Genomic DNA, 22,677 nt, shown 5'->3' with positions numbered 1-22,677 from the left:
GTCTGTGGCTGGGCGCGCCCCTCCTTGGCCCGGTGTTCGGCTGCGGGCCGTCTGTGGCTGGGCGCGCAGTTCCCCGCGCCCCTGAAGGAGCGGGAGCTTCGCTCCCTGCCCCCGCTCCTCAAACGCCGGAGGGGCTGGAGGTGCCTGGGCCCGTTCCTCGCCCTCCGGAGGGGCTGAAATGTGCCCGGGCCCCGTTCTGCCTGAAAGGGGCGCGGGGAACTGCGCGCCCAGCCACAGACGGCCCGCAGCCGAACACCGGGCCAAGGAGGGGCGCGCCCAGCCACAGACGGCCCGCAGCCGAACACCGGGCCAAAACGGGGCGCGCCCAGCCCCCACCGAACCCGCAGCCAGACCCCGGGCCAAGAAGGGGCGCGGGGAACTGCGCGCCCAGCCACAGACGGCCCGCAGCCAAACCCCGGGCCAAAACGGGGCGCGGCCAGCCCCACCGAACCCGCGACGACAGCTTTCCCCGAGACGGCTACGCCGCGCCCCTCCGGTCCACCCACCTCCACGCGAACTCCAACCCCGCCGCCCCCAACCCCGCGATCCCCACCGCAGCCCACGGCAACGTCGTCCCGACCAGCTTCAGCGCGAAGAACGTCTGGAGCCCCGGGACCGCCAGGACCAGGAGGAACGCCGCGCCCATCGACAGCACCAGGCAGATCCGCCACCACGTGTACGGGCGGGCGATGATCGCCAGGACCCACATCGAGACCAGGAACAACGTGAGGGTCGCCGCGCTGGTCTCCGCCTCCCGCGCGCCGTCCCCGACGTAGTAGTGCCGCGCCAGCAAGTACGTCGCGAACGTCGTCACCGCCGCGATCACCCCGCCGGGGATGGCGTACCGCATCACCCTCCGTACGAAGTGCGGCTGAGCCCGTTCCGTATTCGGCGCCAGGGCGAGGAAGAACGCCGGGATGCCGATCGTCAGCGTGGACAGCAGCGTCAAGTGGCGCGGCAGGAACAGGTATTCCACCTGGGTGCACACCACGAGCAGCGCCAGCAGCACCGAGTACACCGTCTTGACCAGGAACAGCGTCGCTACCCGGGTGATGTTGCCGATCACCCGGCGCCCCTCCGCCACCACGGACGGCAGCGTGGCGAAGCTGTTGTTGAGCAGCACGATCTGGGCCACCGCCCGCGTCGCCTCCGAGCCCGACCCCATCGAGACGCCGATGTCCGCGTCCTTCAGGGCCAGTACGTCGTTGACGCCGTCCCCCGTCATCGCCACCGTGTGCCCGCGCGACTGGAGCGCCGCCACCATGTCCCGCTTCTGCTGGGGGGTTACGCGCCCGAAGACGGCGTTGGAGTCCAGGACCGTCGCCATCTCCGCCCGGTCCGCCGGCAACTGCCGCGCGTCCACCGTGTTCTCCGCGCCCGGCAGGCCCAGCTTCCCCGCCACCGCGCCCACCGACACCGCGTTGTCTCCGGAGATGACCTTCGCGTGGACGCTCTGCTCCTCGAAGTAGCGCAGGGTTTCCCCCGCGTCGGGGCGCAGCCGCTGTTCCAGGACCACCAGCGCCGTCGCGCGCGCGTCCGCCGCGACCTGCGGATCGTCCAGCTCGCGGCGGGCCCGGGCAAGGAGCAGGACCCGTAGACCCTGCTCGTTCAGCCCGTCGATCTCCGCCAGCGCCGGGTCGCCGGGCCGCAGCAGTACGTCCGGCGCACCCAGCAGCCACGTCGAGTTCTCCCCGTCGCCCTCGCTGAACGCCGCGCCGCTGTACTTGCGCGCCGAGGAGAACGGCAGCGACTCCCTGCACCGCCACTCCTCGCTGTCCGGATACGCGTCGATGATCGCCTGCAGGGACGCGTTCGGGCGCGGGTCGGACTCACCCAGCGCGCCGAGGACCTTGCGTATGTACGCTTCCTCCGCGCCTCCCAGCGGCCGCAGTTCCGTGACGTCCATGCCGCCCTCGGTGAGCGTGCCCGTCTTGTCGAGGCACACCACGTCCACGCGCGCGAGGCCCTCGATCGCCGGGAGCTCCTGCACCAGGCACTGCTTGCGGCCGAGCCGGATCACCCCGATCGCGAAGGCCACCGAGGTGAGCAGCACAAGACCCTCGGGGATCATCGGGACGATGCCGCCCACGGTGTACGCCACGGACTGCTTGAAGTTGTCGTCCTTGACCACGAGCTGGCTGATCACGAGGCCTATGGAGGTCGGGATCATCAGCCACGTCACGTACTTGAGGATCATCGAGATGCCCGAGCGCAGTTCGGAGTGGACCAGCGTGAAGCGGCTGGCCTCCTCGGCGAGCTGCGCCGCGTACGCCTCGCGCCCGACCTTGGTCGCGGTGAACGCGCCGCCGCCCGCGACCACGAACGCCCCGGACATCATCCGGTCGCCGGGTTTCTTCAGGACGGGGTCGGCCTCACCGGTGAGCAGCGACTCGTCGACTTCGAGGCCGTCGGTCTCCACCACCTCGCCGTCGACCACCACCTTGTCGCCGGGGCCGAGTTCGACCAGGTCGCCGAGGACGATCTCGGAGGTGGAGATCTCGGCGGCGGCCCCGTCGCGCCGGACCGTCGGCTTGGCCTCGCCGATGACCGCGAGCCCGTCCAGGGTCTTCTTGGCGCGCAGCTCCTGGATGATGCCGATGCCCGTGTTGGCGATGATCACGAAGCCGAAGAGGCTGTCCTGGAGCGGCGCCACGAAGAGCATGATCAGCCAGAGGACGCCGATGATCGCGTTGAAGCGGGTGAAGACGTTGGCGCGGACGATCTCGGCGGTGGAGCGGCTGCTGCGGACCGGTACGTCGTTGACCTCGCCCCGGGCGACGCGTTCGGCGACTTCGGCGGTGGTCAGACCGGTGGCCCGGCCGGACGCCACGGGCGGCGGCACGGGGTGGACGGGGTCGAGTTCCGCCCCGGCGTCGATATTGGCGCGCTGCGTCATGTTTTCGACGGTACGGGGGGAATTCCCGGTTCACCTGCCAGGAGCGTCGAACATCAGACCAGGGGAGGAGACGAATGGTCCTGTGGCGGTATGCGGGGAGGGAGCGACTCCTACCGGCTCTACCGGTTGTCCTGGCGGCTCCCGGCGTCCGTCTGCTCCGCCGCGTGCCGCTTGAGGGCCGCATCGCGCCCTCGTACGTACCAGATGCCGATCAGGCCGAGACCGCCGCCGGCCAGGCAGGTCCACACCCACCACAGGTGTCCGTGGTCGTCGAACCAGCCGTAGAACGGCAGCTGGACGAGGAAGAGGACGAACCAGAGGATCGTGCCGCCGGTGATGGTGGCGACGACGGGCCCTTCCAGGGGCTCCGGCGCCTCGTACTTGGGTGTCCACTTCGCCATGCGATCAGTGTAGGGGGGAGGGGTCCGGCGGCCGGTCGACCCTCTCGGCGCCCAGGCGCCCCTTGTGTCTACGCGCGGAGATAGCGATCTTTGCCTTATGTATTCATACTGAAACGGCTTACGGCTGACTCGTTTTGTTCGTTGAAACGTCCAAAGAAGTTCGGGTTGAGGCCGCTTTTCGCACTTCCTTGCCCCCCGCCCCGTCTCACGACTGAGGTTCCGCATGTCCCCCTCGGCCACCGCCAAGGTCGACGCCACGCCGTCAGCCCCGAAGCCGCCGGTCAACGCACTGGACCGCTACTTCAAGATCTCCGAGCGGGACTCCACCCTCGGCCGGGAGATCCGTGGCGGCTTCGCCACCTTCTTCGCGATGGCCTACATCATCGTGCTCAACCCGATCATCCTGGGCAGCGCGAAGGACATGTACGGGCACCAGCTCGACGCCGGCCAGCTGGTCACCGCCACCGTGCTGACCGCCGCCTTCACCACGCTCCTGATGGGCGTCATCGGCAACGTGCCGATCGCGCTGGCGGCCGGGCTCGGTGTGAACACCGTGGTCGCCCTCCAGCTGGCGCCCCGGATGAGCTGGCCGGACGCGATGGGCATGGTCGTCCTCGCGGGCTTCGTCGTGATGCTCCTGGTCGCCACCGGGCTGCGCGAGCGCGTGATGAACGCGGTGCCGCTGGGGCTGCGCAAGGGCATCGCGATCGGCATCGGCCTGTTCATCATGCTGATCGGCCTGGTCGACTCGGGCTTCGTCTCCCGCATCCCGGACGCCGCCCACACCACCGTCCCGCTCCAGCTCGGCGGCAACGGCCATCTGCTCGGCTGGCCGGTCCTGGTCTTCGTCCTCGGCGTACTGCTGACGCTGGCGCTGCTCGTACGCAAGGTGTCCGGCGCGATCCTCATCTCGATCGTCGTGATGACCGGTCTCGCGATGATCATCAACGCGGTGGCGACCGTCCCGTCCTGGGGCCTGACCACCCCGAAGTGGCCCGGCAACCCGGTCGCCGGCCCCGACTTCGGGCTTCTCGGCAAGGTCAGCCTGTTCGGCGGCTTCGACAAGGTCGGCGTCCTGACCGGCGTCCTGTTCGTCTTCACCGTGCTGCTGTCGTGCTTCTTCGACGCCATGGGCACGATCATGGGCATCAGCGACGAGGCCGAGCTGACCGACGCCGAGGGCAACATGCCCGGCATCAACCGGGTGCTGTTCGTGGACGGCATCGCGGTCGCGGCGGGTGGCGCCTCGTCCTCCTCGGCCACCACCTGCTTCGTGGAGTCCACGGCGGGCGTCGGCGAGGGCGCGCGCACCGGCTTCGCGAACGTGGTCACCGGCGGCCTGTTCACGGTCGCGCTGTTCCTGACCCCGATCGCCACCATGGTCCCGTCCCAGGCGGCCACCCCGGCGCTGCTCGCGGTGGGCTTCCTGATCCTGTCCGGCTCGATCCGGCAGATCGACTGGGACGACTGGACGATCGCGATCCCGGCGTTCGTGACGATGGTGATGATGCCGTTCACGTACTCCATCACCAACGGCATCGGCATGGGCTTCCTCACCTTCACGGTGCTGCGCCTGGTGGCCGGGCGCGGCCGTGAGGTGCCGGTGGCGATGTACATCGTGTCGGCGGTGTTCGGCTTCTACTACCTGATGCCGGCGCTGGGCCTCACATAGCCGGAGGGGGCGCTAAGCCGCCCCGTAGAACTTCTCCGTCTCGGCGGCAGCGGCCTGAAGCCGCTCGTCGAAGTCGTCGCGAATGAGCGTCCGGACCACATAGTCCTGGACGCTCATTCCGCGTTTGGCGGCATGCTGCCGGAGCCGTTCGAGCAGCTCACCGTCTATCCGCAGGCTGAGCACGCTGGTCCCCATGGGACGAGGGTCGCCGCAGGCCCCGCCCCGGCGCGTCACTTTTCCGATAGCTCTCACTCTTTCAGGTGATGTGTGTAGTGGTGTCTGGCGGCCGTTACGGTGCGCCGGTGGTACCCGGGCTGGTATTTAGCCAGAGTAATGAGTTATTCTAACGAACATGTCTGACCTGCCCCACGACAGCGACGCGGACGTCGCCGCCGTGAACTCCCTCCGCTCGGCGGTCATGCGCCTGAGCCGGCGCCTGAAGCACCAGCGCGTCGACGAGTCGCTGAGCCCCACCGAGATGTCGGTGCTCGGCACCCTCTTCCGCTGCGGCTCGGCCACCCCCGGTGAGCTGGCCCGCAAGGAGCACGTCCAGCCGCCGTCGATGACCCGCATCGTCGCGCTGCTGGAGGCGAAGGGCCTGGTCAGGCTGGAGCCGCATCCCGACGACCGCCGCCAGAAGGTGGTCAGCCAGACCGAAGAGGCCGAGGCGATGCTCGAAGAGAGCCGCCGCAAGCGCAACGTCTGGCTGGCTTCCCTCGCGGAAGGCCTGGACGAGGACGAGTGGGCGAAGCTGCGCGCCGCCGCACCCGTGCTGGAGAAGCTCGCACACCTGTGAACTGACCGCGCACGATAGGAGGCGAACCTTTTGAGTACGGGATCCGGAGCAGACTCCGCCCCCGCACCGAAATCCACCCACGACCCCGCTGCCCCCGGCAGCGGACGAGGGACGTTCTCCTCCCTCGCGATCCGCAACTACCGGCTGTTCTTCTCCGGTGCCATCGTCTCCAACATCGGTACGTGGATGGCGCGGATCACCCAGGACTGGCTGGTCCTCCAGATCACCGGCTCCTCGGTGGCGGTGGGCATCACCACCGCCATGCAGTTCCTGCCGATGCTGCTCTTCGGGCTGTACGGCGGCGTCATCGCCGACCGCTTCGCCAAGCGGAGCATCCTCTTCGTCACCCAGAGCGCGATGGGCCTCGGCGGCCTGTTCCTGGCGGCCATGACGCTCACCGGCCAGGTCCAGGTCTGGCACGTGTACCTGACCGCGTTCTTCACCGGCCTGGTCACGGTGGTCGACAACCCGACCCGGCAGTCCTTCGTCTCCGAGATGGTCGGCCCCGGCCAGGTCCGCAACGCGGTCAGCCTCAACTCGGCCAACTTCCAGTCGGCGCGCCTCGTCGGCCCGGCGGTCGCGGGCGGTGTGATGGCGGCGGTGGGCCCCGGCTGGGCGTTCCTCGCCAACGGCCTCTCCTTCCTGGCGCCGCTGGCGGGCCTTGCTCTGATGCGTACGGCCGACCTGCGGCCCACGAAGCTCGCCCCGCGCGGCAAGGGCCAGCTCCGCGAGGGCCTGGACTACGTCTCCAAGCGCCCGGAGCTGATCTGGCCGATCGTCCTGGTCGGATTCGTCGGCACCTTCGGCTTCAACTTCCCGATCTGGCTGAGCGCCTTCTCCCGCGACGTCTTCCACGGCGGCTCCGGGATGTACGGCCTGTTCAACAGCCTGATGGCGATCGGCTCCCTGGTCGGCGCACTGCTCGCGGCCCGCCGGGGCACCACCCGGCTGCGCCTGCTCGCGGGGGCGGCGGGCCTGTTCGCGGTCCTGGAGGTCGCGGCGGCGATGGCGCCCGGCATGGCGCTCTTCATCGGACTCCTGATCCCCATCGGCGTCCTCGGCCTCACGGTGAACGTCACCGCCAACGCCTCCGTCCAGATGGCCACCGACCCGGAGATGCGCGGCCGGGTGATGAGCCTGTTCATGATGGTCTTCACCGGCGGCACCCCGCTGGGCGGCCCGCTCTTCGGCTGGCTCACGGACGAGTACGGCGTACGGGTCAGCCTCGCCCTGGGCGGTGTGATCTGCGCGTTCGCGGCGGTCGGCGTCGGCCTGATGCTGGCGCGGGCGGCCAACCTGAAGCTCAAGGTCGACCTGCGGCGCGGCCGCCGGCACCTGGAGTTCGTACCGAGGCGGCAACTGGCCACGGCGGCGTGACGGGTCCGGACACGCAGAGTCTCATGGGGCGAGACTGATCCCATGAGACTCTTCGTGGCCGTGCTGCCCCCGCCTGCTCGGCTGGCCGAACTCGGTTCGGCGGTGGACGAGTTGCACGCCCTGCCCGGCGCGGACCGGCTGCGCTGGGCGGGCCGCGACGACTGGCACCTCACGCTCGCCTTCCTCGGGGAGGTGGAGGAGAGGCTGCTGCCGGAGCTCCACGAGCGCCTGGCCCGCGCCGCCCACCGCACCCCGCCCTTCGAGCTGCGGCTGCACGGGGGCGGCCGGTTCGGGGACAGGGTGCTGTGGGCGGGCGTCGCGGGCGCGATCGACGCGCTGCGGCTGCTGGCCGAGCGCTCGGACGCGGCGGCCCGCCGCGCGGGCGTGCCGATGGACGAGCACCGCCGCTACCACCCCCACCTCACGCTCGCCCGCAGCCGGACGGGCGTGGACCTGCACGCGTATGTGGAGTCCCTGGCGGGGTTCGAGGGGGCGGTGTGGGAGGTGGGGGAGGTGGTGCTGGTGCGCAGCCGGCTGCCCGTCGCCGGGGTGCCGGGGGAGACGCCTCGGTACGAGGTGGTGGGACGGTGGGCGTTGGGGGTCTGACCTGGCGTGGCTCAGCCGGGGCGGAAGGCGATGCGGACGGTGCCGTCGGCGGGGACGAGCATCACGGCGCCGCGGGTGGGGGTCCAGCCGTCGGGGATGAGGAACATCCGGTTCTCGGACTGGGCGAGCAGCCGCAGGTCGCGGTAGCGGTACTTGTACTTCTGCGCGGACCCGGACGGTGGCAGGGCGGTCTCCCGTACGGGCGCGGACCCGAAGTAGAGCCGCTCGGGGGTGTCGACGACGACGGCGGGCCTGAGCCACAGGTGGCGGGCCAGGTTCCGGGCGTCGTGCCGGCCGCTGCTCTGGGCGTAGGCCTGTACGGCCCAGAAGCAGCACAGCGAGATCAGCGCGGCGATGATGAAGAGCGCTTTCATCTCCCCGGGGAACGGGTGGCCGGTGGACTTGAGGTGGAGCACCCGCCCGTACACCACCAGTACCAGCCCCCCGCCGAGGAGCAGCGGGGTGTCGAGCGGTCCGGCGGGCCAGACCTGGAATCCGCCGAGCATCCCGAGGGCGAACAGCATGGTCCCGCACACGATGAGCACGAGCGAGCCCCGGCCCAGGTTGCGCAGGGCGCCCGTCCGCGAGGTGTCCACGGTGGAGATCCAGGAGTACCCGAGGGCGCCGACGAGCCCGACGGCGAGCGTCGCGCCCAGCGGCATGTAGAGGGGCCGCGCGCTGCGCAGCAGATAGTCCTGCGTGGAGAAGCCGAGGGTGGCGGGGTCGATGGCGAAGTACTCGTAGAACGAGTCGGTGTAGGCGAAGCCGAAGAAGAGGAGAAGGCCGGTGAGGAGGGTGGTGGGCGCGACGAACCCGGCGATCGTCTTGAGCCAGGCGCCCCACTGGGGCTTGGCGGAATCCTGCTCCTCCATCTGTTGCCTGCCTCTCCCGGCGTCAGGACTCGGCCGTGGGACTTTCGGAGGGTGAGGGGGTCTCGGAGGGAGTGTCGGAGGGGGTGTCGGAGGGGGTGTCGGACTGCTCGGGCGAGACGAAGGCAGGGTCGGCAATGGCCCCACTCAGCGGTTTGTCACCGCCTGACAGGCTGACGCACAGGATGTGCTCGGCGATGGGAGCGGGGGCCGGGTCCGGGGTGGGGAACGAGAAGTCGAGCGGGACGGCCTCGCCGGGAGGCAGCGAGACGGACTGGGCGGGCGATGCGGTGCTCCAGCGGCCCGGGCCGGGAGTGCAGTCCGAGAAGGTCGCGGTGCCGGTGTAGGCCTCGTCGGAGATGTTCGTCAGAGTCACCACGCCGCCCGGCCACTGCCCCTGGAAGCTGGGGGAGACCCGCCCGGCGGTGTCGAACCCGCCGCCCCCGCCCCCGTCGTGCGTCCTGCCGCCGGTCGAGTCTCCCGGGGGTTCCTCCGTCGGCTCCGCGGGCGGCTGCTCAGTGCTGTCCTCGGGCTGCGTGGTGTCGCTCTCCCGGCCCGGCGGTTCGTCGCCGCCGCCCGAGGAGCAGCCCGCGAGCAGCAGGCCCACCGCGAGGAGGGTGGCCGGAACGAGGCGGTGTCGTCGACGCCGTACGTGATCCACCTTCGGGACGGTAACACTCCGTCATCATTCGTGTACGGCTGGCGCGCCGGGGCGGCCGAACGGGGCCGGGCGGGGGTTCGTTACGCTCGTACGCGTGAACCCGAAGACCAGGAACCGGATCATGGCCGGCGTGCTCGTGCTGATGTTCGTCGTCGTGGTGGTGGCGGCGGCGCGGGGCTGAGGCGCCCTCGCCCATGGGGCTGCCAGGGGTGGAAGCCCCGGGCAGCCCACGTCCCGCCTACCAGGCGAACGCCTCCGGTGACGGCCCCGGCCCCGGGAAGATCTCGTCCAGGGACGTCAGCAGCTCCTCGTCCAGCTTCAGCTCGACCGCCCGCAGGGCCGAGGCGAGCTGGTCCGCCGTGCGCGGGCCGACGATCGGCCCCGTCACGCCCGGCCGGGTGAGCAGCCACGCCAGCCCCACCGCGCCCGGCTCCAGGCCGTGCTTGGCCAGCAGGTCCTCGTACGCCTGGACCCGCGCCCGTACCGCCGGGTCTCTCAGCGAATCCGCCGCCCGGCCGCCGGTCGAGCGCGAGCCCCCGCCCTCGCGCTCCTTGCGCAGGGCCCCGCCGAGCAGGCCCCCGTACAGCGGGGACCAGGGGATGATCCCCACCCCGTACTCCCGCGCGGCGGGAATCACCTCCATCTCGGCGCGGCGCTCGGCGAGGTTGTAGAGGCACTGCTCGCTGACCAGCCCCAACCGGCCGGTCCGCGCGGCCAGTTCATTCGCCTGGGCGATCTTGTAGCCGGGGAAGTTCGACGTGCCCACGTACAGCACCTTCCCCTCCCGCACCAGGACGTCCATGGCCTGCCAGATCTCCTCGAAGGGGGTCTGACGGTCGACGTGGTGGAACTGGTAGACGTCGATGTAGTCCGTGCCCAGCCGCTTGAGGCTGCCCTCGACCGCCCGCCGGATGTTGAGCGCGGAGAGCCGGTCGTGGTTCGGCCAGACGGGGGCGCCGTCGGCGGACATGTTCCCGTACACCTTGGTGGCCAGGACCGTCTTGTCGCGGCGTCCGCCGCCCCGCGCGAACCAGTTACCGATGATCTCCTCGGTACGGCCCTTCCCCGCACTCTGGCCGTAGACATTGGCGGTGTCGAAGAAGTTGACGCCCGCGTCGTGCGCGGCGTCCATGAGCGCGTGGCTGTCGGCCTCGTCCGTCTGGGGGCCGAAGTTCATGGTGCCGAGGACGAGGCGGCTGACCTTGAGACCTGTGCGTCCGAGCTGCGTGTACTCCATGAGGCACCAGCGAACGCCTTGAAGTGCGCTCCAGGCAAGCACCACGCGCCATGCCACTCCTACCAGGCGAACGCCTCCGGCGACGGGCCCGGTCCCGGGAAGATCTCGTCGAGCCCGGCCAGCACCTCCTCGCTCAGCTCCAGCTCCACCGCCCGCAGAGCCGATTCGAGCTGCTCGGCCGTGCGCGGACCGACGATCGGGCCGGTCACGCCGGGCCGGGTGAGCAGCCACGCCAACGCCGCTTCCCCAGGCTCCAGTTCGTGCTTGGCGAGCAGGTCCTCGTACGCCTGCACCTGCGCCCGCACCACCGGATCCGCGAGCCCGGCGGCGGACCGGCCGCCCTTGGTACGCGCCCCCTCGCCCTCGCGCTCCTTGCGCAGGGCCCCGCCGAGCAGGCCCTGGTGGAGCGGGGACCAGGGGATGATCCCGACGCCGTACTCCTGCGCGGCGGGGATGACCTCCATCTCGGCGCGGCGCTCGGCGAGGTTGTAGAGGCACTGCTCGCTGACCAGGCCCAACCGGCCGGTCCGCGCGGCCAGTTCATTGGCCTGGGCGATCTTGTAGCCGGGGAAGTTCGACGTGCCGACGTACAGCACCTTGCCCTGCTGTACGAGGACGTCCATGGCCTGCCAGATCTCCTCGAAGGGGGTCTGACGGTCGACGTGGTGGAACTGGTAGATGTCGATGTAGTCCGTGCCCAGCCGCTTGAGGCTGGCCTCGACCGACCGGCGGATGTTGAGCGCGGAGAGCCGGTCGTGGTTGGGCCAGGAGGTGACGTTCCAGGGGGTGCCGTCCTGGGTCATGTTCCCGTAGCCCTTGGTCGCCAGGACCGTCTTGTCGCGGCGCCCGCCGCCCCGCGCGAACCAGGACCCGACGATCTCCTCGGTGAGTCCCTTGTGTTCGGCGACGCCGTAGATGTTGGCGGTGTCGAAGAAGTTGATACCGGCGTCCTGTGCGGCGTCCATGAGCGCGTGGCTGTCGGCCTCGTCCGTCTGGGGGCCGAAGTTCATGGTGCCGAGGACGAGGCGGCTGACCTTGAGACCCGTGCGTCCGAGCTGCGTGTACTCCATGGGGCACCAGCGAACCTCTTGAAGTGCGCTCCAAGCAAGAGGGGTTGGTCGGCGGGGGCAGCGGGGTTCAGTCCCGGGGGAACTCGTCGGTGGTGAGGGTGAGTCCCACAGGGGTCTGGGTGAGATCGATGTCGTCGCCGAAACCGAGCGAAAGCGTGCAGTGGTATTCGTCGTCCTTCGGCAGGGTGTGCAGGTGCCACTTGCCGGTGTACGGGTCGACGATCAGGTAGGCCGGGACGCCGGCGGCGGCGAACGCGGCCTTCTTGGGGCCGTAGTCGTTCGAGGCCGTGGCCTTGGAAATCACCTCGGCGACGAATTCGACGTCCTCGTAGCGCCAGTGCCCCTTGCCGTCCAGCACCGCGCCGTCCTTCATCGCCACGACGTCGCAGGCGAAGCCGTTGAGATGGCCGGGGAAGTCGATGCGGACGTCGGACTTGAGCCGCTTCCTCGGATACTTGGTCCGCAACTGCTCGATGATGCCGAAGATGATCTCCCAGTGGGTGTCCCGCTGCGGCGTCATGAAGATGTGCCCCCCGACGATCTCGGTCTTGTACCCCTCGGGGATGGGCATCTCTTCGATCCACTCGAACATCTCGTCCAGAGTGGGCTCGTCGTCCCTCTCGGCCATCTCGATCCTGTCGGTTTCTGGGGGCACCTCCCACGCCCTTAAGGCAGTGGGGGAGGTCATCGCGGCGCTCCTCCCCGGCCGCCGCTCTGTAGCGGCCAGCCGCCTAGTACAACGATACGCACGGCGCCAAGGACACGGGCTGTCGAACCCAAGTGCGTACGCGGCTAGGACCCCGCGAACCAGCTCGACGCGTCGAGGCGGAACGCCTCCGGCGGGACGACCGTGCGCAGGGCCGCCTCCATGTCGCGTACGGGGGCGGCTCCCAGCGTACGGACCCAGTCGGCGCGCAGTTCGTCGAACACGGCCGCCGACCGGGTCAGCGCGTCGAGGCCGCGCGGGGTGATGCGGACGACCTTGCGGCGGGCGTCGGCGGGGTCGTCGGCGCGTTCGGCGTAGCCCAGGGCCTCCAGGCGGTCGACGGTCTTGCCCGCCGCCTGCTTGGAGACGCCGAGCCGCCGCCCGATCTCGCTCGCGGTCGCCCCGCCGGGCCCGATGGACTGGAGCGCGAAGCCGTGGGCGGGCCGCAGGTCCGGGTGGCCCTGGCGGGCCAGCTCGGCGTGGAGGCGGTCGATGAGGGAACGGAAGCCGCCGAGGAGGAGCAGGGGGAGCTCGTAGCCGGGGGTGGGCGCTCCCTCGCCTTCTCTGTTTTCTCCATTGCGAGAACCGACAACCTGGTTTACCTTCTTATCGTCAACCACGTTGTCCATCTTATGGGGAGCAGGACCGCAGTGACATTCGTCGAGCACACCCTGGAGTCCGCACCGGCCGAGTCGCGCCGCGCGATGGAGGGAACGGTCAAAAACCTGGGGCATCTCTCCCCGGCCGTGGCCCGGCTGGCCGCCTCGCCGCACACGCTGGAGGGCTTCCTCAGGATGAGCGCCCTCTTCGAGCGGACGACCCTGGAGCCGGTCGCCCGCGAGGTGGTGATCATGACGGTCGCCACCCGCAACGCGTGCGACCTGTGCGTGGACATGCACACGGCCAAGCTGCGCGGGCTCGGCGCGCCGGAGGAGCTGATGGCCGAGCTGCGGGAAGGGAAGCGGCTGACGGACGAACGCCTCGACGCGGTACGCGAGTTCACCCTCGCGGTGTACGCGACGGCGGGCGCGGTCCCCGACGACGCCCTGAACGCGTTCCTGTCCCACGGCCACACCCGCCAGAACGCCCTGGAGGTCGTCCTGGGCATCGGCACGTACACCGTGTCGACCTTCGCCAACCGCCTGACGGGTGCGTCGCACTGACGGTCCGCGTCAGCGCGCGTACGCCCCTCCCAGCCCCCACCCCTGATGCATCGCGTCAGCGAACGCCGCCGCCAGCTTGTGTTCGCCGGACGCCGAGGGGTGGGTGCCGTCGTACGTGTCCTGGTGGATGTCGTACGTGGGCGGGTGGGAGGCCAGGAGCAGCGGGGACGCCGGCTGGTCCAGGTCCGCCACCGCCTTCGCCAGGAGTTCGTTGAAGCGGGTCACCTCGGCCGCGAAGGGGGCGTCCGACTCGGCCCGGATGTTCGGGATGACCGGGAGCAGGGCCATGCGGACGGCCGGGTTCGCCGTGCGGGCCTGTGTCACGAAGGCGCGGACGTTGGCCGCCGTCTGGTCGCTGTCCGTGTAGAAGCCGAGGTCTATCAGGCCCAGGGAGACCAGGAGGACATCGGCGGCCGCCTCCGCCGCCGCGTCCCCGATCAGCGGGGCCATGTGCAGCCAGCCCTCGCCCCAGCCCGAGAGGTGGCGGCGGGCCTCGGCGGGGAAGTCCGGTGCCCCGTACTCGTACGACCGCGGCGCCCCCGCCTCCGTGTCGTACAGCCCGGTGCGCGGGCCCACGATCTCGAAGGGGCCGTCGAAGGACGTGCTGAGGTGCTGCCACATGCGGTAGCGCCAGGTGATGTCGCCGGCGCGTCCGATGGTCATGGAGTCGCCGACGAACATGAAACGCATGGGGCCATGATGGCCGATCACCTGGACGGCTTCGACGGGCTGCCACGTGACGATGGACACTTGGTCCCATGCGTTTCCCGATGCGTTCGCTTCTGTCCGCCGCCACGGCCGTCTCCACGGCCGCCGGGCTCGTCTTGCTGGGGGCCGCCGGACCGGCCGCCGCCGACGGTGGCGACGGCGACTTCACGATCAAGGACCCCCGGATCAAGGAGTCCAGCGGCCTCGCCGCCAGCCGGACCCACCCGGGGATCTACTGGACGCACAACGACAGCGACGACGGGCCGTACGTCTACGCCGTCGACTCGAAGACCGGCGAGACCGTCGCCACCATCACCCTGACCGGCGTCGGGAAGCCGCGCGACGTCGAGGCGATCTCGGTCGGCTCGGACGGGAACGTGTACGTCGGGGACATCGGCGACAACCTCGGCGGCACCTGGAAGAACGTCTGGATCTACAAGTTCCCCGAGCCCGCCCGGCTGAAGGACGCGACGGTCAAGGCGACGCAGTACGTGGTGAAGTACGCCGACGGGCCGCGCAACGCCGAGGCGATGATGGTCCACCCCAGGACCGGCCGCCTCTACATCGCGTCGAAGAAGGAGGGCGGCGGCGGGCTCTACGAGGGCCCGGAGCGGCTCTCCACGGGCGGGACGAACGTGTTCCGGCGGGTCGGCGACGTGCCCTGGGTCACCGACGGCGCCTTCTCCCCGGACGGCACGAAGCTGGCGCTGCGCGGGTACTTCTGGGCGGCCGAGTACGACTGGAAGGACGGGAAGCTCGGCGCTCGGCACGGGGTGGACGCGCCGCTGATGCGCCAGGCGGAGTCCGTCACGTACACGCCGGACGGGAAGGCGCTGCTCTTCGGGACCGAGGGGGCGCGGAGCGATGTGGTGCGGGTGCCGGTCGCGTCCGCCGGGAAGTCCCCTTCGGACAAGGGGAGTTCGCCGTCGGGCGGCGGCGCGAGCAGCGGCGGCTCCGGCTCGGGCGGCGACAACCGGAACCTCGTGTACGGGGTGATCGTGATCGTGGGCGCGGGCGCGGCCTGGGTGGGGCTGAAGCGGAAGTTCCGGCGGGGGTGAGCGGAGGAAGGGGCGGCCCGGCGAGGGCCGCCCCTTTCCGTCAGAGCTGCTTGATCAGAGCTGCTTGATCAGAGCTGCTCGATCACATAGTCGATGCAGGCCGTCAGGGCCTCGACGTCCGCCGGGTCGACCGCCGGGAACATCGCGACGCGCAGCTGGTTGCGGCCGAGCTTGCGGTACGGCTCGGTGTCGACGATCCCGTTGGCGCGCAGCACCTTGGCGACCGCCGCCGCGTCGATGTCGTCCGCGAAGTCGATCGTGCCGATGACCTGCGAGCGCTTCGCCGGGTCGGTGACGAACGGGGCCGCGTGCTTGGAGTCCTCGGCCCAGCCGTACAGCCGGGTCGACGAGTCCTTCGTACGGGCCGTCGACCAGGCGAGGCCGCCCTGGCCGTTGATCCACTTCAGCTGCTCGTTCAGAAGGAAGAGCGTGGCGAGCGCCGGGGTGTTGTACGTCTGGTTCTTCAGCGAGTTGTCGATCGCGGTCGGCAGGCTGAAGAACTCCGGGATGTGGCGGCCGGACGCGTGGATGCGCGCCGCGCGCTCCAGGGCGGCCGGGGAGAACGCCGCGATCCACAGCCCACCGTCGGAGGCGAAGGACTTCTGCGGGGCGAAGTAGTAGACGTCGCTCTCGGTGATGTCGACCGGCAGGCCGCCCGCGCCCGAGGTCGCGTCGACCAGGACGAGCGCGCCCTCGTCGGCGCCCGCGACCCGCTTGACGGGGGCCGCGACACCGGTGGAGGTCTCGTTGTGGGTGAAGGCGTAGACGTCGACGCCCGCCTCGGCGGCCGGCTCCGGGTGCGTGCCGGGCTCGGAGGCGATCACGCTGGGCTCGGCCAGCCACGGCGCGAGCTTCGCGGCCTTGGCGAACTTGGACGAGAACTCGCCGAAGTTCAGGTGCTGCGACTTGTTCTCGATCAGCCCGTGCGTCGCGATGTCCCAGAACGCGGTCGAGCCGCCGTTGCCCAGGATCACCTCGTACCCCTCGGGCAGCGAGAACAGGTCCCGTACGCCCTGGCGGACCTCGCCGACCAGGTTCTTGACCGGGGCCTGGCGGTGGGAGGTGCCGAGGAGCGAGGTGCCGGTGGCGGCCAGGGCGTCCAGCGCCTCCGTACGCACCTTGGAGGGGCCCGCGCCGAAACGGCCGTCGGCGGGCTTCATGTCAGCGGGAATCTGGATCTCAGCCACGAGCGCAGGGTATCGGCACGCCGGGGCGCGCGCGGCCGGGGTCCACCCCGCGAGACGCGCCGGAGGCGGGGCCTGCCGTGGTTCCGGCCTGCGGCGGGCAGGCTGTTTCCCATGGGCGACACGGGTGATGCGGGCGGCGTGGGGCGTACGGCGGCGGCTTCGGGCGCGTTGGAGCGGGAACTGCGGGAGGTCGTGCGCGGGGAGGTCGACTTCTCGGCGGGCGCGCGGGCGCTGGTGACGATGGACGCGTCCAACTACCGGCGGGTGCCGTACGGGGTGGTCGCGCCCCGGGACGCCGAGGACGTGGCGGCGGCGCTCGCCGTCTGCCGGGAGCACGGGGTGCCGGTGGTGCCGCGCGGCGGCGGGACCTCGGTCGCGGGCCAGGCCACCGGGACCGGGGTCGTCCTGGACTTCACCCGGCACCTGCGGGCCCTGCTTTCGGTGGACGTGGAGGCGCGGACGGCGGTGGTCCAGCCGGGCCTCGTCCTCGATGTGCTGCGGGAGGCGGTCCGGCCGTACGGGCTGACGTTCGGACCCGATCCGTCGACGCACAGCCGGTGCACGCTGGGCGGGATGATCGGCAACAACGCGTGCGGGTCGCACTCGGTGGCCTGGGGGACGACCGCCGACAACGTACGGGCGCTGACCGCCGTGAGCGGGAGCGGCGAACTGCTCCGCCTCGGCCAGGGCTGGACCGGCGCCCCGGCGGGCCTGCGCGGCTTCGTCGAACGCAACCTCGCCGCCCTGCGCACCGGCTACCCGCAGGACCTGCCGCGCCGGATCTCCGGGTACGCCATGGACGCGCTGCTGCCCGAGCGCGGGACGGATCCGGCGCGCGCGTTCTGCGGCAGCGAGGGGACGCTCGGCGTGCTCACCGAGGCGGTCGTACGGCTGGTGGAGACGCCCGGGGCGCGGGCGCTCGCCGTGCTCGGGTACCCGGACGAGAGCGCGGCGGCCGAGGCGGCGCCCGCCCTGCTGCCGTACGGGCCGCTCACCGTCGAGGGCATGGCCGCCGACCTGGTGCGCGGCCGTGCCGGGCTGCCGCGCGGCGGCGCCTGGCTCTTCGTCGAGACGGGCGGCTCGACCCCGGCCGAGGCGCTGGCCCGGGCCCGCGAGCTGGTGCGGGTGGCCGACCCGCTGGACGCGGCCGTGGTCACCGACCCGGCCGGGCAGCGGGCGCTGTGGCGCGTACGCGAGGACGCGGCGGGGACGGCGACGCGGATCTGGGGGTCCCCCCTGGACGGAGTCCTTGGGGGAGGGACGGAGGCGTGGCCCGGGTGGGAGGACTGCGCGGTGCCGCCCGCGCGGCTCGGCCCGTATCTGCGGGACTTCCGGGCCCTGTTGAGGGAGCACGGCCTGCGCGGCACCCCGTACGGGCACTTCGGCGACGGCTGTGTCCACGTCCGGATCGACTTCGACCTGCTGAGCGCGGCGGGCGTGGCGCGCTTTCGCCGGTTCTCCGAGGAGCTGGCGGATCTGGTGGCCGCATACGGGGGCTCGCTCTCCGGCGAGCACGGCGACGGGCAGGCGCGGGCCGAGCTGCTTCCGAAGATGTACGGGGACGAACTGGTCGGGCTGTTCGGGCAGTTCAAGGATGTGTGGGACCCGGCGGGGCTGCTGAACCCGGGGATTTTGGCCCGTCCCGCCCGGCTGGACGAGAACCTGCGGTTCGAGGTGCTGCCGAGGCGGCCGGTGGAGGTGGAGTTCGGCTATCCGCAGGACGGCGGGGACTTCTCGGCGGCGGTGCGGCGGTGTGTGGGGGTGGCCAAGTGCCGTACGCGGGACGCGGGTTCGGGCGGCGGCGTGATGTGCCCGTCCTTCCGGGCCACCGGTGAGGAGGCGCACTCGACGCGGGGCCGGGCGCGGCTGCTGCACGAGATGCTGGCGGGCGAGGTCGTCACCGGCGGCTGGCGCTCGCCGGAGGTGCGGGACGCGCTCGACCTCTGTCTGTCCTGCAAGGGCTGCCGCAGCGACTGCCCGGTCGGGGTGGACATGGCCACGTACAAGGCGGAGTTCCTGCACCACCACTACCGGGGGCGGCTGCGGCCCGCGTCCCACTACGCGATGGGCCGGCTGCCCCGCTGGCTGCGGCTGGCGGCGCCGTGGGCGCGGGGGCTGAACGCGCTGGCCCGGGTACGGCCGCTGGCGGCGCTCGCGAAGCGGCTGGCGGGGATCGCCCCGGAGCGGGCGCTGCCGGTGCTGGCGGGGGAGACGTTGCGGGGGTGGCTGCGGGGGCGCCTCGCCGACGGTGTTCCGGTCTCGGCCGTGCTGTGGCCGGACACCTTCACCGACCACCTCTCGCCGGAGGTCGGGCGCGCGGCGGTGCGGGTCCTGGAGGCGGCCGGGGTCGGGGTCGTGGCGCCCCGGGGCAGGGTCTGCTGCGGCCTCACCTACGTCTCGACCGGCCAGCTCACCCGCGCCCGCGCGGTCCTGCGCCGCACGCTGGACGAGATGGAGCCGCTGCTCGGCCGTGGTCTGCCGGTCGTCGTCCTGGAGCCGAGCTGCGCGGCGGCGCTGCGAACGGATCTGCCGGAGCTGCTGCCCGACGACCCGAGGGCGGCGCGGCTCGCGGCGTCGGTGCGTACGTTCGCGCAGGCGCTGGAGGAGTGCGCGCCGCACTGGACCCCGCCGTACGTGGGGCGGGCCGTCGTCGGGCAGACGCACTGCCACCAGCACGCGGTGCTCGGGGACGCGGCCGAGCGCAGGCTGCGGGAGCGGGCCGGGCTGACGGGCGCGCTGAGCGGCGGCTGCTGCGGTCTGGCCGGGAACTTCGGCTTCGAGCGGGGCCACTGGGAGGTGTCGGTGGCGTGCGCGGAGGACGAGCTGCTGCCGGCGGTACGGGCGGCGGAGCCCGGCGCGGAGGTCCTGGCGGACGGCTTCTCGTGCCGTACGCAACTGGAGCAGCTGGTGGGGCGCCGGGCGAGGCATCTGGCGCAGGTGCTGGCGGACGGGCTGGGCGGTGAGGGGTAGAGGGGTCGAGCAACGCTTACATTAGATGGAGGGTGTGATTCCGCTACCGGAAGGAAAAGGCTGGACCGGGCGGCACCGCTGGTGCAATATTTTAAACAATCAGCCCAACGAAGTGAACTATCCAGCGTGGCGACGAACCAGCCAGCAAGGGGAACCCGGTGACCACTCAGCACGCCGCAGAGCCGACCGCCAGTGCGGCGGCGACCGTCAGCACGCCGGAGGCGGCGGGCGGGCTCGGTGGCGCGCGCGGTCGCGGGGCAGCCCTCGCCCCCGTCGCGCTGGTGATCTCGGCGGGCATATCCGTGCAGTTCGGCTCGGCGGTGGCGGTGATGCTGATGCCGAGGGCGGGAGCGGCGGGAGTCGTGACCCTCCGCCTGGCGGCGGCCGCGCTGGTCCTGCTGGTCCTCTGCCGCCCGAAACTGCGCGGCTACCGGCGCGCCGACTGGGGCACGGTGGTCGCCTTCGGCGTCGCGATGGCGGGTATGAACGGCCTCTTCTACCAGGCCGTCGACCGCATCCCGCTGGGCACGGCGGTGACCCTGGAGGTACTCGGCCCGCTCGCCCTCTCCGTCCTGGCCTCCCGCCGCCTGGTCAACTTCGTCTGGGCCGGGCTGGCGCTCGCCGGTGTGGCGCTGCTAGGCAGCGGCGGGGGCGACGGGTTCGGGTCGCTGGACGCGGCCGGGGCGGCGTACGCGCTGGGGGCGGGGGCGTGCTGGGCGGTGTACATCCTCTTCAGCGCCCGTACGGGCCGCCGCTTCCCGCAGGCGGACGGCCTGGCGCTGGCAATGGCGGTAGCGGCGGTCCTGTCGCTCCCCCTCGGCGCCTTCCAATCGGGCTCGAAGCTGCTGGTCCCGTCGACGATCGGCCTGGGCGCGGCGGTCGCGATCCTCTCCTCCGTACTCCCGTACACCCTCGAACTCCTCGCCCTGCGCCGCCTCCCCGCCTCCACCTTCGCGGTCCTGATGAGCCTGGAACCGGCCATCGCGGCGACAGCGGGCTTCCTGGTCCTCCACCAGGCCCTGTCCGCCACGGACGCGATGGCGATCGCGCTGGTCATCGGGGCGAGCGTGGGGGCGGTGCGGTCGCGGGTGGGGCGGTAGCCCACGGAGGGCCGCAGTTCCAGACGGGCGGGGCGATGTGGGTCACGCCGGGACGTCCGTCGAACAGTTCGCGGGTTTTCGACCGTCCCCCGCCGAGGGCGGCCGCCAGCCGCTCGCACAGCAGCTCGGCCTCCGACGGCAGTAGCACCATCTCGGTGTCCGCCACGTGCCGCCCGTCCCGGGCCAGCCACATCGGGACACGGATGCTTCCGTCGCTGTCGCGGTAGGCGGGGCGACTCGGGATGGGGTCGATGCGCCAGCCTCGGGGGGTGGGTTGGGGAGTGGTGGTCTGCTTTTTGATGGGCATGGGGACATGGTTCGCTCGGGTCGGACCGTCGAGCCACGGTCTTGCATGAGCTTGCACCGCAATCACTCAAGAGAGTTGATCGCCTCCGCGATACGGGCCCGGGCGGCCGCGCCGTACACGGCGATCTTCGACAGTCCGGCGAACGCCTTCGCGTACACGGCGATCTCGCTCGGCGCGGACACCCGCACGGCAGCGGTCAGCAGCTCGACACTCACCCGGTGGTCGTCGAAGAGGTAGAAGGCCTCCAGCGGCCACACCCGCCGCTGCGCGGTGAACGGGATGATGCCGAGGCTGACGTTCGGCAGCGCCATGACCGCCAGCAGACAGCCGAGTTGTCCGGCCATCGTGTCGGCGGTGCCGATGCGGTAGCGCAGTACCGTCTCCTCCAGGAGCAGCGCGAACCGGTGGTCGCCCTCGTGAACGACGTGCGAGCGCTCGACGCGGGACGCCGCCGCCTCGGAGGAGTCGTCCGGCGTGTCCTGGAAGGCGGCGATGGTCGAGAGCAGCGCGGAGGCGTACGCCTCCGTCTGGAGCATCCCGGGGACGACGTTCGAGCAGTACACGCGGAACAGGCGGGTGCGTTCGTAGAGCGGGACGACTTCCTCCTGCGCCCGTCGCATTCCGTGCCGGTGGAGCTTCTTCCAGTGCACGTACATCTGATCGGCGTGACGGTTCGCCGCCACGAGATCCGCGGCCTGCTCATCGGCCCCGCAGGCCGCGCACCACGCCCGGATGTCGGCGTCGGACGGGGGCGTACGGGCGTGCTCGATGCGCGAGGACTTCGCCGGGCTCCAGCCGCACCGGACGGCCAGCTCATGCCCGGTCAGCTCGGCCTCGACACGGAGGTCCCGCAGCCGCGCAGCGATCACTTCGCGGGCGGCCTGGGCTCCGGACGAGGGGGAGGCGGACATGAGCGGACCCCCGGATCAGACCATGTACTTCTCGTGCGGGACCGCCCGTTCCCACACCGCCTCAAAGGCCGTGGAGACCAAGCGGACGACCTCCGGCTCGGTTCGGACCTCCCACTTCGGATCGGCCCATTCGCCGTCGCCGGTGAAGTGGTTGAAGAGGACCGTCGTCCGGTCGAAGAGCCAGAGGTCGTTCCCCGGCAGGGCCAGGTCCGAGGCCAGGCGGCGGGGCAGCCAGCGGACCTGTTCGCCGGCGTGGACGTTGACCTCGGTGATGGCGTGCTCGTACCTGATGTAGTCCGTCACCGGCTCCGAGACGATGCGCGCACGGCGCATGGCGACGCCCCGCCCGACAGTCCGGCGCACCAGGTCGACCCATCGCGCCCAGCGCTCCGACGCCGGGTCCGTGTCGCACACGCCCGTCCGCGCCCAGGACGCGAAGTCCTCGGACTCGTTGCCGACGCCGTACACGTCCCGCATTTCGAGGTGGACGGCCTGGAACTCGGCCGTCTCCACCAGCTCAAAGAAGCCCGGTCCGCTCTGCGACATCGCACGCCTCCTTCAGTATCGGCACCATGCGGAACGGCATGCGGACCACCGACTCGTGCGGCGGGATGCCGACCGCGTGCCCGGGCACCTCGAACGCCGCGCACTCCGCTTTGAGCTCCGCGCCCGGCTTGAAGCCCTGGAACACGAGCTCCCGTTGGTTCTCATCCACCCAAATGGTGGGGAGCCCTCCTGCCCAGTCTCCGGATCGATCCCGATGAACCGCAGCGCCATATCAGCCTCCAGAGCCGACGAGGGGTTGCACCGACTTGCACCAACGACCATCCCGCCGCCCAGGCAACCCCGTCAAGGGCGCACTCCACCAACCGAGTTCACCCCTCCCGCGCCCCCGCGCAACCCCTGGCAAAAGATAATGCAAGCACGCTTGCTTGTTTTACGGGCCGCTGCCATGCTCCGGGGCACACCGCCGTATCCCCAG

At 71.2% G+C, this 22,677-nt stretch carries 21 protein-coding genes and 1 pseudogene; 8 read left to right on the top strand and 14 right to left on the bottom strand.

Annotated elements, in window-relative coordinates; translation table 11 throughout:
• Nucleotides 1-478: 478 nt before the first annotated feature.
• Nucleotides 479-2,896: an HAD-IC family P-type ATPase gene (locus ACFWA7_RS22805; RefSeq protein ID WP_385541625.1), complete on the bottom strand. Its 2,418-nt coding sequence runs from the start codon at nucleotides 2,894-2,896 to the stop codon at nucleotides 479-481.
• A gap of 119 nt (nucleotides 2,897-3,015) precedes the next feature.
• Nucleotides 3,016-3,297 carry a DUF2530 domain-containing protein gene (locus ACFWA7_RS22800; protein WP_385541623.1) on the bottom strand — a complete coding sequence of 94 codons (282 nt, stop codon included), beginning with the start codon at nucleotides 3,295-3,297 and terminating at the stop codon, nucleotides 3,016-3,018.
• 223 nt (nucleotides 3,298-3,520) lie between these two features.
• Between ACFWA7_RS22800 and ACFWA7_RS22795 the strand changes: the two genes are divergently transcribed.
• Complete coding sequence (locus ACFWA7_RS22795; RefSeq protein ID WP_385824847.1) at nucleotides 3,521-4,969, top strand: NCS2 family permease; 1,449 nt, start codon at nucleotides 3,521-3,523, stop codon at nucleotides 4,967-4,969.
• A 12-nt stretch (nucleotides 4,970-4,981) separates the two neighbouring features.
• Here ACFWA7_RS22795 and ACFWA7_RS22790 read toward each other — a convergent pair whose 3' ends face one another.
• Nucleotides 4,982-5,164, bottom strand: a complete 183-nt coding sequence (locus tag ACFWA7_RS22790) for a ribbon-helix-helix protein, CopG family (protein ID WP_101388865.1) — start codon at nucleotides 5,162-5,164, stop codon at nucleotides 4,982-4,984.
• A 157-nt stretch (nucleotides 5,165-5,321) separates the two neighbouring features.
• Between ACFWA7_RS22790 and ACFWA7_RS22785 the strand changes: the two genes are divergently transcribed.
• The 3 genes from ACFWA7_RS22785 to thpR are packed head-to-tail and all read left to right on the top strand — an operon-like array spanning nucleotide 5,322 to nucleotide 7,748.
• Entirely contained in the window at nucleotides 5,322-5,765 is a 444-nt protein-coding gene (locus tag ACFWA7_RS22785) for a MarR family winged helix-turn-helix transcriptional regulator (protein ID WP_371653368.1), read from the top strand.
• Between the two features lie 30 nt (nucleotides 5,766-5,795).
• Complete coding sequence (locus ACFWA7_RS22780; RefSeq protein WP_385541619.1) at nucleotides 5,796-7,142, top strand: MFS transporter; 1,347 nt, start codon at nucleotides 5,796-5,798, stop codon at nucleotides 7,140-7,142.
• A gap of 42 nt (nucleotides 7,143-7,184) precedes the next feature.
• The gene (thpR, locus tag ACFWA7_RS22775; RefSeq protein ID WP_385541617.1) at nucleotides 7,185-7,748 is read left to right on the top strand and encodes an RNA 2',3'-cyclic phosphodiesterase; all 564 of its coding nucleotides are present in this window, start codon (nucleotides 7,185-7,187) and stop codon (nucleotides 7,746-7,748) included.
• An 11-nt stretch (nucleotides 7,749-7,759) separates the two neighbouring features.
• Here thpR and ACFWA7_RS22770 read toward each other — a convergent pair whose 3' ends face one another.
• The 6 genes from ACFWA7_RS22770 to ACFWA7_RS22745 all read right to left on the bottom strand — a co-directional run bounded on the left by ACFWA7_RS22770 (nucleotide 7,760) and on the right by ACFWA7_RS22745 (nucleotide 12,920).
• Entirely contained in the window at nucleotides 7,760-8,620 is an 861-nt protein-coding gene (locus ACFWA7_RS22770) for a hypothetical protein (protein ID WP_385541615.1), read from the bottom strand.
• 22 nt (nucleotides 8,621-8,642) lie between these two features.
• Entirely contained in the window at nucleotides 8,643-9,278 is a 636-nt protein-coding gene (locus ACFWA7_RS22765) for a hypothetical protein (protein WP_385824845.1), read from the bottom strand.
• 238 nt (nucleotides 9,279-9,516) lie between these two features.
• Nucleotides 9,517-10,515 carry an aldo/keto reductase gene (locus ACFWA7_RS22760; RefSeq protein ID WP_385824843.1) on the bottom strand — a complete coding sequence of 333 codons (999 nt, stop codon included), beginning with the start codon at nucleotides 10,513-10,515 and terminating at the stop codon, nucleotides 9,517-9,519.
• Nucleotides 10,516-10,574: 59 nt separating this feature from the next.
• On the bottom strand, nucleotides 10,575-11,585 hold the full coding sequence (locus tag ACFWA7_RS22755) for an aldo/keto reductase (protein WP_385824841.1): 1,011 nt from the start codon (nucleotides 11,583-11,585) through the stop codon (nucleotides 10,575-10,577).
• 67 nt (nucleotides 11,586-11,652) lie between these two features.
• The gene (locus ACFWA7_RS22750) at nucleotides 11,653-12,273 is read right to left on the bottom strand and encodes a Uma2 family endonuclease (RefSeq protein ID WP_385824839.1); all 621 of its coding nucleotides are present in this window, start codon (nucleotides 12,271-12,273) and stop codon (nucleotides 11,653-11,655) included.
• Nucleotides 12,274-12,377: 104 nt separating this feature from the next.
• Nucleotides 12,378-12,920 (bottom strand): MarR family winged helix-turn-helix transcriptional regulator, encoded by a 543-nt coding sequence (locus ACFWA7_RS22745; RefSeq protein WP_385824837.1) that lies wholly within the window; start codon nucleotides 12,918-12,920, stop codon nucleotides 12,378-12,380.
• Nucleotides 12,921-12,995: 75 nt separating this feature from the next.
• Here ACFWA7_RS22745 and ACFWA7_RS22740 point away from each other — a divergent pair, with 75 nt between their 5' ends.
• On the top strand, nucleotides 12,996-13,454 hold the full coding sequence (locus ACFWA7_RS22740) for a carboxymuconolactone decarboxylase family protein (RefSeq protein ID WP_385541631.1): 459 nt from the start codon (nucleotides 12,996-12,998) through the stop codon (nucleotides 13,452-13,454).
• Nucleotides 13,455-13,463: 9 nt separating this feature from the next.
• Here ACFWA7_RS22740 and ACFWA7_RS22735 read toward each other — a convergent pair whose 3' ends face one another.
• Complete coding sequence (locus ACFWA7_RS22735) at nucleotides 13,464-14,144, bottom strand: GDSL-type esterase/lipase family protein (protein ID WP_385541604.1); 681 nt, start codon at nucleotides 14,142-14,144, stop codon at nucleotides 13,464-13,466.
• Between the two features lie 68 nt (nucleotides 14,145-14,212).
• Between ACFWA7_RS22735 and ACFWA7_RS22730 the strand changes: the two genes are divergently transcribed.
• On the top strand, nucleotides 14,213-15,220 hold the full coding sequence (locus ACFWA7_RS22730; protein WP_385824835.1) for a WD40 repeat domain-containing protein: 1,008 nt from the start codon (nucleotides 14,213-14,215) through the stop codon (nucleotides 15,218-15,220).
• Nucleotides 15,221-15,288: 68 nt separating this feature from the next.
• On the opposite strand, the gene serC is transcribed toward ACFWA7_RS22730, so the two are convergent.
• Entirely contained in the window at nucleotides 15,289-16,407 is a 1,119-nt protein-coding gene (gene serC / locus ACFWA7_RS22725; RefSeq protein ID WP_385541602.1) for a phosphoserine transaminase, read from the bottom strand.
• 111 nt (nucleotides 16,408-16,518) lie between these two features.
• Here serC and ACFWA7_RS22720 point away from each other — a divergent pair, with 111 nt between their 5' ends.
• Nucleotides 16,519-19,377: an FAD-binding and (Fe-S)-binding domain-containing protein gene (locus ACFWA7_RS22720; RefSeq protein WP_385824833.1), complete on the top strand. Its 2,859-nt coding sequence runs from the start codon at nucleotides 16,519-16,521 to the stop codon at nucleotides 19,375-19,377.
• 158 nt (nucleotides 19,378-19,535) lie between these two features.
• On the top strand, nucleotides 19,536-20,477 hold the full coding sequence (locus ACFWA7_RS22715; RefSeq protein WP_385824831.1) for a DMT family transporter: 942 nt from the start codon (nucleotides 19,536-19,538) through the stop codon (nucleotides 20,475-20,477).
• 369 nt (nucleotides 20,478-20,846) lie between these two features.
• On the opposite strand, the gene ACFWA7_RS22710 is transcribed toward ACFWA7_RS22715, so the two are convergent.
• The 3 genes and pseudogenes from ACFWA7_RS22710 to ACFWA7_RS22700 all read right to left on the bottom strand — a co-directional run bounded on the left by ACFWA7_RS22710 (nucleotide 20,847) and on the right by ACFWA7_RS22700 (nucleotide 22,472).
• Nucleotides 20,847-21,695, bottom strand: a complete 849-nt coding sequence (locus ACFWA7_RS22710; RefSeq protein WP_385824829.1) for a helix-turn-helix domain-containing protein — start codon at nucleotides 21,693-21,695, stop codon at nucleotides 20,847-20,849.
• 15 nt (nucleotides 21,696-21,710) lie between these two features.
• The gene (locus tag ACFWA7_RS22705; protein ID WP_385824827.1) at nucleotides 21,711-22,241 is read right to left on the bottom strand and encodes a DUF6879 family protein; all 531 of its coding nucleotides are present in this window, start codon (nucleotides 22,239-22,241) and stop codon (nucleotides 21,711-21,713) included.
• Nucleotides 22,213-22,472, bottom strand: a pseudogene (locus tag ACFWA7_RS22700) (hypothetical protein). The gene ACFWA7_RS22705 and the pseudogene ACFWA7_RS22700 overlap by 29 nt, the downstream one beginning before the upstream one ends.
• Between the last annotated feature and the right edge of the window lie 205 nt (nucleotides 22,473-22,677).

The organism is Streptomyces sp. NPDC059994 (assembly GCF_042737755.1).
Taxonomy (GTDB): domain Bacteria; phylum Actinomycetota; class Actinomycetes; order Streptomycetales; family Streptomycetaceae; genus Streptomyces.
Note: the sequence above shows the minus strand (reverse complement) of the source record. Positions and strands in the feature narration are given on the sequence as shown.